At 43.7% G+C, this 15,145-nt stretch carries 9 protein-coding genes; 8 read left to right on the top strand and 1 reads right to left on the bottom strand.

Translation table 11 applies throughout. From position 1 onward, the window contains the following. Window positions 1-112: 112 nt before the first annotated feature. The 6 genes from AC2FA3_RS11955 to AC2FA3_RS11930 all read left to right on the top strand — a co-directional run bounded on the left by AC2FA3_RS11955 (window position 113) and on the right by AC2FA3_RS11930 (window position 8,824). Complete coding sequence (locus tag AC2FA3_RS11955; RefSeq protein WP_490509770.1) at window positions 113-1,588, top strand: tetratricopeptide repeat protein; 1,476 nt, start codon at window positions 113-115, stop codon at window positions 1,586-1,588. A 161-nt stretch (window positions 1,589-1,749) separates the two neighbouring features. Next, window positions 1,750-3,330, top strand: coding sequence for a 3-deoxy-D-manno-octulosonic acid transferase (locus tag AC2FA3_RS11950; RefSeq protein WP_490509768.1), 1,581 nt, complete (start codon window positions 1,750-1,752; stop codon window positions 3,328-3,330). 8 nt (window positions 3,331-3,338) lie between these two features. After that, on the top strand, window positions 3,339-4,100 hold the full coding sequence (locus tag AC2FA3_RS11945; protein ID WP_490509767.1) for a 16S rRNA (uracil(1498)-N(3))-methyltransferase: 762 nt from the start codon (window positions 3,339-3,341) through the stop codon (window positions 4,098-4,100). Between the two features lie 218 nt (window positions 4,101-4,318). Continuing rightward, window positions 4,319-5,461: a Fe(3+) ABC transporter substrate-binding protein gene (locus AC2FA3_RS11940; protein ID WP_490509765.1), complete on the top strand. Its 1,143-nt coding sequence runs from the start codon at window positions 4,319-4,321 to the stop codon at window positions 5,459-5,461. A 97-nt stretch (window positions 5,462-5,558) separates the two neighbouring features. Continuing rightward, entirely contained in the window at window positions 5,559-7,241 is a 1,683-nt protein-coding gene (locus tag AC2FA3_RS11935) for an ABC transporter permease (protein ID WP_490509764.1), read from the top strand. 155 nt (window positions 7,242-7,396) lie between these two features. Continuing rightward, a complete protein-coding gene (locus AC2FA3_RS11930; RefSeq protein ID WP_490509762.1) occupies window positions 7,397-8,824 on the top strand; it encodes an ABC transporter ATP-binding protein in 1,428 nt (475 codons plus the stop codon). Between the two features lie 58 nt (window positions 8,825-8,882). On the opposite strand, the gene AC2FA3_RS11925 is transcribed toward AC2FA3_RS11930, so the two are convergent. Then, window positions 8,883-9,761 (bottom strand): methyltransferase, encoded by an 879-nt coding sequence (locus tag AC2FA3_RS11925; protein ID WP_490509761.1) that lies wholly within the window; start codon window positions 9,759-9,761, stop codon window positions 8,883-8,885. A 263-nt stretch (window positions 9,762-10,024) separates the two neighbouring features. Here AC2FA3_RS11925 and AC2FA3_RS11920 point away from each other — a divergent pair, with 263 nt between their 5' ends. Both AC2FA3_RS11920 and gyrA read left to right on the top strand, forming a co-directional pair. Further along, complete coding sequence (locus AC2FA3_RS11920; RefSeq protein ID WP_490509760.1) at window positions 10,025-11,668, top strand: alpha/beta hydrolase family protein; 1,644 nt, start codon at window positions 10,025-10,027, stop codon at window positions 11,666-11,668. A gap of 421 nt (window positions 11,669-12,089) precedes the next feature. After that, window positions 12,090-14,960 (top strand): DNA gyrase subunit A, encoded by a 2,871-nt coding sequence (gene gyrA, locus AC2FA3_RS11915; RefSeq protein ID WP_490509758.1) that lies wholly within the window; start codon window positions 12,090-12,092, stop codon window positions 14,958-14,960. Window positions 14,961-15,145 lie beyond the last annotated feature (185 nt).

The raw sequence follows: 15,145 nt of genomic DNA, 5'->3' as shown, positions 1-15,145 counted from the left end.
GCTTTTAATTTTAGGTTAAGGTAAACTACTTATTTTTATTATCATCTTATTTTTATTATTATTTGAAATGTTGGTTTTTAAAACGCTTAATTTTAAAGGATAGGCTTGCCTTATGTCTGCATCGCACTTAACGCCCCTTGATTATATCGCAGCAGGCTATTGGCAAGATTTCTTAGCTGGCCGTCCTGTCGCCGGCGGCATGGCTTATGAAGCTGAATTGTATCAATGTAAACTCGATGAGTCGCTGGTAAGTTTACAGCGTGTAGATATCCTGCTGTCACATATACGCCGCGACATGATTAAGACTGGTATATGGGATGAGGCTTCGCTGTTGACAGATGAGCGCTATCGTAATTTTATGGTGTTTTTAGCGTTTTATGCAGGACAAGTATTGGCACAGCAATGGCAACATGCGCCCCATTGGTTTGGTGACTTTGAGCTACGGAAGCGTTATCCCGCATTGCCACTACTGACTGCTGACTTTTATCGGCATATGGCCGTGGTCTATCATGATGATATTGGTATTAATAATCAATCTAATGCGACTGCCTCGCTATTTTTTGCCTTAGAGCCGATAGGTCTGCGGCTGTTTGGTCATATTGATCGACCGTTTCAAGCGGTGCAAGGTGGGCAGGTGGCAAGTGGGCTATACCAAGCAGTTAGCGCAAGACTGCCAAACGCCATTGATAATAGCCATACACTACCCGTAGATAACGCGCAATCTGCCGATAAAAACGTGACTGAAGCAGTAGCGCCTCAGCATAGTAGGCAAGACATTCAGACAGATATTGTTAATAATGATTCTGATAACGAGCTTCAAGCAACACATGAAATCTCTCAAACAGAGGGGCTATTAGCAAAAGCTAATTCATTAACTGTTCCATTACAAGTACCATCAGCAGAAACTGTGCCAGTAGCATTTTCACAAGCAGGGTTAAAAGAAGTAGCGATAAAACCAGCAGTAAAACCAGTGATAAAAGAAGCGCCAACCCCAGAGATTTTTAGCCAATTACTGACGGAGCTTGATGAAATAGACGTACCACAAACCGTTGGGAAAACAGAATATGAGCAAGCTTGCAAAGTTTTAGATCAATTTGAGCAGCATATTGCTAAACAAGAGAAACCTCGCGCGCAAGTTATATTTTCAGAAAACCATTTGGCAGCAAAGCAGCAAGCCTTAGCAAAATTGCAAGACGCTGCTCATGCAGGTCATAGCACTGCGATGCTACGTTTGGCGATGTATGAGCTTCTTGGCGAAGGGGTAAACACGGATAAAGTGGCTGGTATGGAAGCAGGCGTTGAATGGGTGAAGCAAGCGGCTAGCAAAAACGACAGCCGTGCCCAGCGATTATTAAGTAAGCTTTACTATCAAGGTTTTGGCGTACCGCAAGATATGACCAATGGCAAATATTGGCTTGAGCAGGCGGCGCAAAACGGTCATGAAGAAGCGGCCAGTTTGGTCAGTCAATGGCAGCAAGCGCAAACGTTAATCAGCACACAAAAGCAAGAGCAGCATAGCCTTAAACGTTATCAGTTATTGTTTGCAGTGATTATTGTCGTCGCTATATTAATCTTCATTATTGTCTAAGCGATTATTTTAAATTCGGATTTTTAAAATCTGACTTTTAAATTACTGTTTCTAATAACAAGTGCTTAAAAACTATTGTTTAGCATTAAATTCAGGTAGAATTGGCGCGCTTTTTATCGCCACTTCTTATCGTTCGATCCATTACTAATCTGGGCTTCTTCATGCCATCTTCTGATAATTCCTTACCCTCTTTTGATAAGTCGACTCAGCCGATACAAAGCCGAGCCGTTTATAAACCCCCTGTTTATTATCAGGTGACGATTGGTTTGCTAAAACCGCTATATCGTCTGCAAGTATGGCATCGCTCGCATAAGCGCGACAATTATCAGCAAGAAGTGGAGCAGCGTTTTGGTAAGCGCTATCCTGCGCCGCCCGTGCGTGATGCAAAGGTTAAGTCGAATGCCAATGCCAACGAAAGTGGCAATCATAAAGAGAGCACTAGCAAAAAAGTCATCTGGTGCCATGCGGTGTCTTTAGGCGAGACCAATACCGTCGCGCCTTTGCTTGATGCGCTATTGGAAAAAGGCTATCAGATATGGTTGACCAATACCACGCAGACAGGATATGCGCGCGGTGCCAGTCGCTTTGCCGATGATATTGCCCAAGGTCGTCTGAGTCATAGCTACGTTCCAGTCGACAGTCCTGCGGTGATTGAGACGTTTTTGGCGCATGTGCAACCCGTTGCCGCAATGTTTGTAGAAACCGAGCTTTGGGCCAATACCTTAACCAAATTGTCCGAGCATCGTATCCCAAGTATCTTAGTCAATGGCCGATTATCGGCGTCTTCTTTTAAAAGTTATCAAAAAATTGGTGCGGTCAGTGCCAGTATGATGAAAAATCTGAGCTTGATTATTGCGCAAGATAATGAATCGGCAAAACGCTTTCGGCAATTGGGCGCTCATAGTGCGCAAATCCGCGTAGCAGGCTCGCTGAAATGGGTGATTAATACGCCTAAGCTCAATGATAATAACGGTGCCCAAGAAGTTGAAATAGCTAATGATGTCGAAGATTTAGGCGTAGCAGATCGCCCGATTTGGGTAGCAGCAAGCACGCATAGCGGCGAAGAAGATAGAGTATTATCATGGCAGCAGAAAATTCTGTCTAACCCTTTGTTAGCTAATACCTTGCTGATTATCGTGCCAAGACACCCGGAGCGCTTTGATGAAGTGGCAGAACTGATTGAAAAGTCAGGATTGGTGATGGCGCGACGTAGTGATGACGGTGTAATCGGTGCAAATACCCAAGTTTATTTGGCTGATAGTATGGGTGAGTTAATGAAGTGGTATGCGCTTGCCGATGTGGCATTGGTAGGCGGCTCATTAATCGATATTGGTGGCCATAATCCCGTTGAGCCTGCAAGCGTAGCAACGCCAGTATTGATGGGTGGCTATACCCAATCTTGCCAAAGCGTGGTTGATAAGCTCGCTAGCGTCGGGGCGTTATATCAACCACATAATGCATTTTATAGTGCTATTGATACTGATAAGCAGCTATCTCAGCCGCAAATTGAGACCAATCAGCCATCTAGCGATGATGATAGTTTGCTTTATCAGCAGCTAGAGTTTTGGCTCAGTCATTTACCATTGGCAAAACAGGCAGGGCAAGCGGGTGCAGCAATGACCGCGCAGCAACAAGCGGTCTTGCATCGTCAATTATCGATGATTGAAGATGTGATTCAGCAATATGCAAAACTACCTTTTAATCCAGAACTGAATCAAGACCTAAATCAACAGCTGTTATAAGTGATGCTATGAACTGTATATTATTGCCAGCAGCTAACTTTCAACATGATACTGCACACATCAATGATTTGGCGCAAATTGCCCATGTGAATAAAGTACTGGATGCCAAAGTAGGCGATACGTTAAAAATTGGCCAACTTGGCGGCAAGCTCGGTAGTGCCATCATTGAAGATATCGCCTCCAATAGTATTCAGCTAGGGAATGTATGTCTGACCAGAAATCCGCCACCTAAGCTTAATCTTACAGTGGTGCTGGCATTGCCACGGCCAAAAGTGTTACGTCGCCTAATCATGGATATGACCGCGCTTGGCGTTAATGATATTATCCTTATCAATAGCTACCGTACGCAAAAAAGCTATTGGCAAAGCCCGATGTTGGCTCGTCTTGACGAGTTTGTGTCAGAAGGACTGCAACAAGGTGTGGACACGGTTGCGCCGCGCATCAGTCTGCAAAAACGCTTTAAGCCCTTTGTTGAAGATAAGCTTGCAAGCTTAATGACTAATCGCGCCATCGTTGCTCATCCTTATAGTGCGCTATCATTTGCGCAATATGTGCAACAGCTAGAAAATACTGAACCACCTCATAGGTCAGTTAGTTCATTGTTGCCAAGTATGGTTTTTATCGGTGCTGAAGGCGGTTGGATTGATTATGAGATTGACTTACTTGCCGAGCAAGGTTGCACGGCGGTCAATATCGGTGCGCGTATATTGCGCACCGAAGCGGCGGTTAATGTCATTTTGGGGCAGTGGCTACTAGAAGGTCAGAATTAAGCTCAGACAGATGAATACGACACTCATATCATTTTAAAAATTAAGGACATATTACTGGTATAGCAGGGCAAGATAAATGTATTGATAATTAATCTCATTTCGATTAGTATATTGTATCTCAGACATTAATGTCTTATTAATCCCGCTATTGAATCATTTATTAATGATTTTAATGTCCTTTTATCTTACTTATCCGTAGCACCATTATGGGGAATGCCATGTCATTATCTGCTATCAGTGCAAATCTATCTTCTACTAAGCTTACTTTACCCGTTGCTGTATTTGGCATGATGTTGGGTCTTGCGGGCTGTAGTAATTCATCGACGCCAGAAGAAAGTGTGGATGCTGAAGCTACAACGACTGGGGCTGAGCAATCTGGCACGGCGCAAGAAGTGGCTGCAAATGATGGTGCAACGGCGGAAGGTGGGCAAACCGTTACTATTTACTCATCACGTAATGAGCAGTTGATTAAGCCGTTATTAGATAAATATACTGAAAAAACAGGTGTTAAAATTGAGCTGGTCACCGATAAAACCGGTCCATTGATGGCGCGTCTGCAAGCGGAAGGTAAAAACACCCCCGCTGATATGCTGTTAACCGTTGACGCGGGTAACTTATGGCAAGCAGCAGAACAAGGCTTACTACAACCTGTGTCTTCTACTATCTTAGAAACTAACGTTCCTGCTAAATACCGTGATCCAAAAGGTCAGTGGACAGGTTTGTCATTACGTGCCCGTACTATCTTTTATGATCCAAGTAAAGTTGATGCAGCTCAGCTATCAACCTATGCTGATCTAGCCGATCCAAAATGGAAAGGCAAGCTTTGTCTGCGTTCATCAAAAGCTGTTTATAACCAATCATTGGTTGCAAGCATGATGGAAAATCTGGGCGAAGAAAAAACAGAGCAAATTATTCGTGGTTGGGTAGCTAACTTAGCAACGGACGTCTTTAGTGATGATACCAGCATGTTAGAGGCGATTGCCGCTGGTCAGTGTGAAGTGGGTGTCGCTAACAGCTATTATTATGGTCGCCTGCTTGATGAAAAACCAAACTTCCCTGTAAAAATATTTTGGGCAAACCAAGACAGCACTGGTACTCATGTGAACATCTCTGGCGCTGGGGTTATCGCTAACTCAGACAATCCAGATGGCGCGCTTAAATTGATGGAGTGGTTATCTTCTGATGAAGCGCAAGGTCTTTATGCCAGTTCTGATAAAGAGTATCCTGTGAAAGAAGGTATCGATGAGTCAGAGCTACTCAGATCTTGGGGTCCATTTAAACAAGACAGTATCAGCGTGCAGAAATTTGGTGAGCTACAAACCCAAGCTATTCAAATGATGGATAAAGCGGGTTATAAATAACAGGCTGCAAGTAGCTGAGCGGTTGGTTTTTAGCTATTAGATGTTTAGTCATCTAGCATCTAATAGCGTCATTATGCGTAAGACACGGTAGCAACTTATGATAACAATGCCAGAAGCGTCTGCTAAGCAAGACAATACTGTCAATGAAGCTAATAACGACAACAATAGCCCGTCTATCAGTCAAGACCATGTCGTCCGCAAACGTATTATCTCGAAATCAATCTTAGGACTGATTTCGTTGTTTATGCTCGTACCGATTTTAATCGTACTATTATCATGGACACAGCCGGTCGCTGATATTTGGACGCATATGCGCCAATATGTGTTGCCGCAAGTGTTAGAAAATACTGTCATCTTATTGATGATGGTGACGCTGATTTCTGGCGTTATCGGTACCGCACTTGCTTGGGTGACCAGTATGTACCGCTTCCCTGGACAGCGGTTTTTTGCGTGGGCGCTGATGTTGCCACTAGCGATGCCAGCTTATGTCTTAGCATTTGTTACCGTCGGTATTGTTGACTTTAGTGGACCACTGCAAACGGCTTTAAGGGAGTTTGGTTTTGCTACTGCTATCCCATCGGTACGTAACGTCTGGGGCGCAGGTTTGGTATTGTCCTTGGCATTTTATCCTTATGTCTATTTGCTTGCACGCCAAGCGTTTTTATCACAAGGCAGGCGCGCGATTGAAGCGGGGCAGATGCTTGGCTTAAGTCGTAGTAAGGTGTTTTTTCGGCTGGCGTTACCACAGGCGCTACCGTGGGTCATTGGTGGTTTGCTACTTGCCAGCATGGAGACGCTTGCAGATTTTGGCGCCGTGTCGGTATTTAATGTCGATACTTTTACGACAGCGATTTATAAAGCTTGGTTTGGATTTTTTAGTCTAACTACCGCCGCGCAATTGGCAGCGCTATTAATCGGCGTGGTCTTTATCGTCGTCTTGTTTGAGCAATATTGGCAAGCAAAGCGTGGTAATACGGTAACGCAGGGTAGTAGTCAGCGCTTTGAAGCCAGTAAACCTGCCAAGTGGGGCATGGCGCTACTTTGTACGCTGGTATTTTTAATAGCGTTTTTGATTCCTTTTTTGCAGCTGCTCTATTGGACCGCCTTAAATTTCCAGCAAGACTTTGATGCGCGTTATATTGATTTCGTCACTAATAGTCTTATGATTGCGAGCATGACCACCATATTTATCGCTTTTTTGGCGATTATTATTGCGTGGGTTAAGCGTCAATATCCGGATAAATCGACTAAGCTGATGACCACCTTAGCCAATTTGGGTTATGTGGTGCCGGGTACGGTATTGGCCGTTGGGATATTTATTCCGATTGCGTGGCTTGATAATCAGATGATAGCTTTTGGTATTACCTCAACGCAGTTTTTATCTGGTAGTGTTATTGTGATGCTGCTGGCCTTATCGACGCGCTTTATGACCGTGAGCTTTCAGCCGGTAGACCGTCAGCTACAGCGCTTAACGGTCAATCAAGAAGCGGCGGCTAAATTACTCAGTGATAGCCCATATCAGCGCTGGCGGCAAGTGATGTTGCCTGTATTGAGCCCAGGGGTATTGACTGGATTATTAATGGGCTTTGTCGAAGTGATGAAAGAGATGCCGATTACTTTAATGACGCGGCGGCAAGGCTGGGATACGTTGGCGGTTCGGGTGTTTGAGATGACCAGTGAAGGCATGTGGGCGCGCGCCGCATTGCCCAGTTTGTTGATTGTGCTGGTCGGTCTTATCCCTGTTTGGATATTGCTGCGCCAAAGTGATAAGCAAGGTTAAGTGCATTTATCATTAAACAACTATAATTAAATAGTCATAATTAAACAGCTACATTAAAAAGAACCTCATTAAAAAATAACCATATTAAAAAAAAGCCTTATTAAAAACCGCGTCAATGATGGGTTTTATTCACTAATAGCTTACTGGTACCGTCTATGTATACTGACTTGATGAACGATTCAACCAATCCAGCAGCGCCTAAATCTTTAAAGCCTGAATCCTTAAAGATAAGCGGCAAGCCAAGACCGGAGCATGTGAAAAAACCACCCACAACGCTACTAACCAAAGCTCAGGTAGCCCAGCTGCAAGTGGATAAAAGCTTACCTCAAAGCACTTTAAATCAAAGTGTTACAAATCAAACTGACTTACATCAAGAAACAGCAGAACAAATTAACTTGCAAGATAACCATGTTTTTAATTCCTCTAAAAATACTGCTAGCGCTGACGATGCTTATTTTAGCGTTCAAGATTTAATCGTTGGATATGACAATACGATTATCGTTAATGGCTTATCGCTAGATTTGCAACAAGGTGAAATCGGTTGTTTTTTGGGTTATAGCGGTTGCGGAAAAACCACCGCCTTAAGAGCGATTGCAGGTTTAGAGCAAAGCCGTGGCGGTAAAATTCTCTTAAACAATCAGCGTCTAACCGAGCAGACAACGCGCACCAAATTTGCGGTCGCGCCAGCCAAGCGTGGCATGGGAATGGTGTTTCAGGATTATGCGTTATTTGGACATTTGAGCGTGGCAAAAAATATCGCTTTTGGTCTTAATAAATGGTCGGCTGCTGAAAAAAAAGCCCGCGTTAAAGAAATGCTAGAGCTTGTCGAATTGTCAGAACATGCCGATAAACGTCCTAGCGAGCTATCAGGCGGACAGCAGCAGCGGGTAGCGTTGGCACGTGCATTGGCACCAAAACCTAAACTTTTGCTACTTGATGAGCCATTTTCTAACTTAGATGTGGTGCTACGTGAGTCACTGGCGATGAATGTCCGTGATATCCTTAAACGCACCAATACCACCGCTATTTTGGTTACTCATGATCAAAACGAAGCCTTTGCCTTAGCGGATAAAGTCGGTGTGATGGATAAAGGTAAATTGGTACAGTGGGCAACGCCAAGTGAGTTATATCATGAGCCGATCAGCCCGTTTGTTGCTGAATTTGTCGGTGAAGGGGCGATGATAGACGGCATCATCAAGGAAGGTCATGTCGAAACTGCGCTTGGTGATATTTATCGTCGCATGGAAGTCTATGACGAGTCAGGTCAGCCGCAGTATTGCGAGTATGACTATCCCAACGGTACACCGATTAAGGTGCTAGTACGTCCCGATGATATCATCCATGACGATGAAAGTACGCAGACGGCTTTAGTAGTCGGACGCGTATTTCGTGGGGCAAACTATCTTTATCGCTTGCAGCTTGCCGATGGTCAAACCGTATTGTCGTTAGTTGCCAGTCATCATAACCATGAGATTGGCTCGCAAATTGGTATCTTACCTATCCTAGAGCATGTGGTAGTGTTTGATGAGAAAGACATCAATGCCACCACGTGGTCGGAGTATGATCGGTCAGAACGTGTGTAAGACGTCAGATAGTTATCAAATTTAAACTTGGCACTGCGCGTTAAACTTAACGAAGACGTTAAGCGTGACGCGTTGCCAATATATGCAAATAGCGCCCTAGCCATTTATATGGCTCGAGTTGTGAGTAGCGCAGCTCCATACGTATCACCGCATCAGGATCGTTATGACCGCCACGTTTTAGCGGCGAATAATCATGAAACACCCGCAAGCCACTGGAAAGTATCGTTTGATAATGATGAGCTTCTAACCAAGATTCAACTTCTTCTTTAGCGACTGGATAATTGGGCGTGAGGCTTTTTTTGTTGTCCGCTTTATACTCGCTGTTATCCAATAAGTTAAAATTACCCATAATAAGATTGCGATAATCGAAACTCGCCGGATTATAAAAGCACAGCGAGAGCGCGCCATTTTCAGTCAAATGCTTATCGAAAAAATCCATCACATCTGCCGGTTCTGCCAACCATTCAAGCAGCGCATGACACATAATCAAATCAAACTTTTCTGTGTTACCCGCTAGCTTTTTTTCAAGCTCTTGATACGGGCATACATGCCAAGTAATAGCCAATTTTTCATGGTTTTCACCATTTTGTGCGGCACTTGCTTGCGCTTTCTTTAACATATTAACTGAGATATCATTGATAACCAACGTATGCCCTTGATTAGCAAGCTCAATCGCAATCTGCGCCAGCCCTGCGCCCACATCTAGTATACGTAACGGTCGCCCAAGCGTCTGGCTCATCCTTGCACAATATTCAAAAATATCACGGCGCAATACTGCCAAACGAATGTCACCCTTTAAGCCGCCGTAAACCTTTTTTTCAAAGTGGTCAGCAATCGCATCAAAGCTGCGATCTGTGCGCGTATCGGGCTGGTTTATTGATGGTGTGATTGCTTGGTTCACTGGCTGGCTAGTTGCTTGACTGATTTCCTGATTCATAACGGGCTCTGTTTTATCTAAAGTATTCGAAAGGGTTTTTCATAAATTTTTATTGGATTTTAATAGGGTTTTAGCGTATAAATAGTAACGTTGAAGCAATAATTTTTATTAAATAATCTTACTTAAAAATTCTATATTAAGACTGTTTTTATTAAGGCCATCGTTAAAAGAATGTCTATTAAAATATCTTAACTAAGCTGCACCTACCAATTGCCAAGGATTCTAGGCAATTTTTTGCATTATCACTGCTAAGGATAGCAATCATGGTCTTACCCAATTCATCTATTATAAACAAACCCATCATGACGCGCGGCCTCTTATCGCTAGCCATTGCCAGTAGCTTATTGCTTGTTGGTTGTAATGACGATGATAATGAGCGTTTCGTTGAATCGCCTTCGTCCTCTGCCAGCGCTAAGTTTGTAAAAACCTTTACGGCAAACGATATCAATAGTAGTCTTGGTCTGGGAAGTTCGGCAACGCCTGCAGCTAAGTGCGGCGTTACGATAGAAAAAGTCAGCTATGATACCAAAGGTGCCGCCGATGAAGATACCAATGCTACGGCTGCTTTGATGCTACCTACTGGCGACGCTGCTGAATGCAAAGGTGATCGCCCAGTATTATTGTATGCGCATGGCACAACCACTGATAAAGGCTATGACTTTGCTCAAGTCGGCAACACTAAAAATCCTGCGGTGGGGGAAGCCAACTTAATTGCTGCAAACTTTGCCGCTCAAGGCTATATCGTCGTCGCCCCTAATTATGCAGGTTACGATGACTCAAAACTTGACTACCATCCTTATTTGGTTGCCCAGCAGCAGTCGACCGACATGGTTGATGCGCTCGATAGCGCGCGTAGTATTATCGAACGCAAAAAACGCGGCAATGATGCCAATTACAGCAAAATTGATGATTCAGGTAAGCTGTTTATCGCTGGTTACTCGCAAGGTGGCTATGTCACTATGGCAACCGCTAGATTATTAGAGTCACAAAAGAAAGCAGTGACGGCGATTGCGCCATCATCAGGCCCTTATGCCTTGGCCGCTTTTGGTGATGAAATCTTTACAGGCAATGTCAATATTGGGGCGTCGCGCTTTGCACCATTACTTGGTATTGGCTTACAGGCAAAATACGGCAATATTTATACCAAGAAATCAGATATTTTCTTAGATAAGTATGCGGACGCGCAGTTGCCTAGTAATACGCCATTTGGTGAGTTGGTCCAAGCAGGAAAACTGCCTAATAATGCTTTATTCCAAAAGAATCCTAGCGATCCAAGGCTGGCAGGTTTATCACAAGGTAAACTGTTTTCTATTTTGGGTGGCTATGATGAGACCGATTATTTGATTAAAACAGAATTCCGTGCGGCTTATGTGGCAGATACGCAAAAAAATCCTGATGGTTTAACGTTAGCCAATAGTAATAATTTACCGGCTGCCAATCCGCAAAATAACCTGCGTAAAGCATTAAAGGATAATGACTTACGTGGATATGTGCCTACTATGCCGACGTTTATTTGTGGTGGCAACCAAGATCCGACCGTTTATTTCGATACCAATACGGGTTCGATGGTAAAACTATTACAGGCAGAAGTAGCCAAGAATCCTGCTAAGAAACTTAATATTACGGTTTTAGATGTGGATAAAGACAACAAAGCAGAGCGCCCAGACAAACAGGACTTTATCATGATTGGGCAGGCGTCAATGAATAAATGGGATGCGGTCGCTGTTAAAGATAGCGTGCAAACCAACTTTAGTAATAGCGTTAAGAAAATTAAGGATGACGCAGCCCCACAGGGCGGTGTCGCTTCATTATTGGCATTCTATACTAACTATCATGGCGATTTGGTCAGTCCAGCCTGTACTGAGGCAACCCGCGAGTTCTTTAATCAGGAATTCAAACCTGTCTAAAATGCTTTATCGTTAAACATATAAGTAGTTTTAATCTTACTCGCGAAAAAAACTGTGTCCATCGGATGCAGTTTTTTTATACAACAGCCTTTAAAAACGTCAAAGACAAGGCTCTGTTGTTAAAGTCATTTTTATCCTTATTGCTATATCCAAAAATCAACGCTAATGAGCTGTTTTGCTTGATTTTAATGGCATCTAGAACCCCCTAAATTAACAAATTTGTGCTAAAATAGCTTCTTTTAATTATTATTAAAACTATCGCCATTTCTCCTTTGTTTCGCACGCTTAACAGTGCTTTTTTATGGTTTATATATTGATAGTAGCGACGCATTTATGTCGCTGTATTTTTGTATGACTCTGCGCATTATTAACGATAGCAACCGCGTAAATTTTAGGGAATGGAACCAGTGAGGGAGTGTATATGAGCGAGTCGGTCAGTCCTATTGGCATCGTCGAAGAATTAAAACAATCCTATTTGGATTATGCGATGAGCGTGATTGTATCGCGTGCGCTGCCTGATGTGCGTGATGGGTTCAAGCCTGTACATCGCCGTGTGATGTACGCTATGCACGTCTTGTCTAATGACTACAACAAGCCTTATAAAAAGTCGGCACGTGTGGTCGGTGACGTCATTGGTAAGTACCATCCCCATGGCGATAGTGCAGTATATGATGCGATTGTGCGGATGGCGCAGGACTTTAGCTTGCGTTATCCGATGGTTGATGGTCAAGGTAACTTTGGCTCGATTGATGATGATCCACCGGCAGCGATGCGTTATACCGAAGTGCGTATGACCAAGCTGACCCACCAAATGCTCGCTGATCTAGATAAAGATACGGTCGATTGGGAAGACAACTATGATGGCTCTGAGCGTATGCCTAGCGTCATGCCAGCACGTGTTCCAAACCTACTAATCAACGGTGCAACGGGTATTGCTGTTGGTATGGCGACCAATATGGCGCCGCACAACCTAACTGAAGTGATTAATGCCTGCTTGGCTTATGCCGAAAATCCGCAAATATCTGCCGAAGAGTTGATGTCGCATATTTCAGGTCCTGACTTTCCTACTGGCGGTATCATCTACGGTCGCGCTGGCATCCAAGATGCCTATCGTACTGGTAAAGGTCGTTTACATATTCGCGGTCGCTATCATATTGAGCCAATGACTGACACTGGCGTCAACCGTGATCGTGAGCGTATTGTCTTCACTGAAGTACCTTATCAATCTAATAAAGCTAAGATGATTGAGCGTATTGCTGAGCTGGTACGTGACAAGAAAATCGAAGGTATTAGTGAAATACGTGATGAGTCTGATAAAGACGGTATGCGTATCGCTATTGACTTGCGTCGTGGTGAAACGGCTGAAGTTATTGTTAATAATTTGTTTCTACAAACGCCACTTGAATCTAGCTTTAGTATCAATATGGTCGCGCTCGATAATGGTCAGCCTAAGCTACTAACTTTACGTCAGCTGATTGCTGCCTTTGTCCGCCATCGTCAAGAAGTCGTTACGCGCCGTACGATATATGAGCTTAATAAAGCGCGCGTTCGTGGTCATTTGCTTGAAGGTTTGGCCGTTGCGTTGGCTAATATCGACGAGATTATTACGGCCATTAAAGCGTCTGCTAGTCGCGCTATGGCTCGTGAAAACTTACTCGATAATACATGGGGTTCAGGTAGTGTAGTCGCCATGCTAGAAGCTGCTGGTAGTCAATCAGTACGACCTGACTATATCGAAGGTGAAGATCTAAAAGCACCGTTTGGCTTAATTGATGGTTCAGTTGAAGGTGAGCAACGTTATCGCTTATCGCTTGAGCAGGTCAACGCCATTTTAGACATGCAATTGCATCGCCTAACGGGTCTTGAGCAAGATAAGCTGACGGAAGAATATCAGGATCTATTACGTGAAATCGCTAATTTAGAATCAATCCTTGGTGATTTTGATAAGTTAATGACCATTATCTCTAATGAGATGATTGAGATTCGTGATAACTTCGGTGATGAACGCCGTACCGATATTGTTGATTCACGTACGGACTTTAGCCGTGAAGATTTGATTCCGGAGCAAACGGTTGTGATGACGGTTTCGCGTACTGGCTATGCTAAAACTCAGCCGATTGACGATTATGTCGCGCAAAAACGTGGTGGTAAAGGCAAGTCTGCAACTGCCATGAAAGAAGACGATGTGATTGATCATTTAGTGGTAACGTCTACGCACTCGACGGTACTGTGCTTCACCGATACGGGTCGTGTGTTTAGCTTACGTGGTTTTGAAGTGCCGATTGCCAGTCGCGGCGCCCGTGGTCGTCCATTAGTGAATTTAATTGGTCTAAATCCTGATGAAACCGTTACAACTATTTTGCCTATTCCAAAAATCGTAGAAGAGCTTTCAGTAAAAGGTGAGACTTCATTAACAGATGCCTTAGTAGATGGCGATGACAGCTTATCAGAAGATAATAATTTAGACGACAGCACGCAAGCAGAGCCGCCTTTTGTATTCTTCGCAACTGCCAATGGTACGGTCAAGCGTGTCGAGCTTAAGCAGTTCGCTAACATTCGCTCTAACGGTTTGATTGCCGTTGGTCTAGAAGAAGGCGATAAATTGGTCAGCGCTCGTATCACCGACGGTAGCCAAGAAGTGATGCTATTTGCCTCAAGTGGTAAAGCGATTCGTTTTGATGAAAATGATGCGCGCGCGATGGGTCGTACCGCAAAAGGCGTTCGTGGTATGCGTTTGGCGGCTGATGAGTTTATTAAATCATTGGTGGTTATCGAAGATGACGTACACGAGATTCTGATTGCTTGTGAGAATGGCTTTGGTAAACGTACCTTTATCGATGAATTCAATACGCAAAATCGTGGCGGTGGCGGTGTTATTGCTATCAAAACCAGTGAGCGTAATGGTGCGCTGGTTCGTGCTACCAAGGTTGATTCTACAGACGACATTATCTTAATCTCAGACAAAGGTACATTAGTGCGTACCCCAGTTGAGCATGTCGCTAGCTCTGGTCGTAATACGCAAGGTGTGACGCTGATTCGTCTATCTAAAGATGAGAAGCTGGTTGCTATGGCGCGTGTTGAGCACGAAGAAGGCGACGATGAGTTGATCGATGCCATGAGAGAAGATGGTACGTTTGCCGTAGAGGGTCAAGAGCAAATCGATATCGATGCCGAAACTGGTAACAGCGCGACGACCGATATCAATGATGTTATCGATATTGCTAATGACTATACGCTAGATGACGAAACATCGAATGATGCAGCAGATGAAAACACAAACGATGACGAGTAACTATCTCAGTTGTTAGCTTTTTAGTTTAGTTAGCAATGCTGCTCTAGAAAAAGCCTCTGACGATATCGTTGGAGGCTTTTTTTTGAGTGCTGTTTATTATCAAAGTTTACTTTTTATTTTTTATTTTATAATCTTTATCAAATGGTTATAAATTATAAATAATACCCACCAAGCGCTATTTTTAA

The organism is Janibacter sp. CoH_79_TC_3 (genome assembly GCF_058197955.1).
Note: the sequence above shows the minus strand (reverse complement) of the source record. Positions and strands in the feature narration are given on the sequence as shown.

Coding starts and splice junctions, on each gene's coding strand:
- gyrA (WP_490509758.1), top strand. CDS start 12,090: ATGAGCGAGTCGGTCAGTCCTATTGGCATCGTCGAAGAATTAAAACAA.
- AC2FA3_RS11945 (WP_490509767.1), top strand. CDS start 3,339: ATGAACTGTATATTATTGCCAGCAGCTAACTTTCAACATGATACTGCA.
- AC2FA3_RS11935 (WP_490509764.1), top strand. CDS start 5,559: ATGATAACAATGCCAGAAGCGTCTGCTAAGCAAGACAATACTGTCAAT.
- AC2FA3_RS11940 (WP_490509765.1), top strand. CDS start 4,319: ATGTCATTATCTGCTATCAGTGCAAATCTATCTTCTACTAAGCTTACT.
- AC2FA3_RS11920 (WP_490509760.1), top strand. CDS start 10,025: ATGGTCTTACCCAATTCATCTATTATAAACAAACCCATCATGACGCGC.
- AC2FA3_RS11925 (WP_490509761.1), bottom strand. CDS start 9,761: ATGAATCAGGAAATCAGTCAAGCAACTAGCCAGCCAGTGAACCAAGCA.
- AC2FA3_RS11955 (WP_490509770.1), top strand. CDS start 113: ATGTCTGCATCGCACTTAACGCCCCTTGATTATATCGCAGCAGGCTAT.
- AC2FA3_RS11950 (WP_490509768.1), top strand. CDS start 1,750: ATGCCATCTTCTGATAATTCCTTACCCTCTTTTGATAAGTCGACTCAG.
- AC2FA3_RS11930 (WP_490509762.1), top strand. CDS start 7,397: ATGTATACTGACTTGATGAACGATTCAACCAATCCAGCAGCGCCTAAA.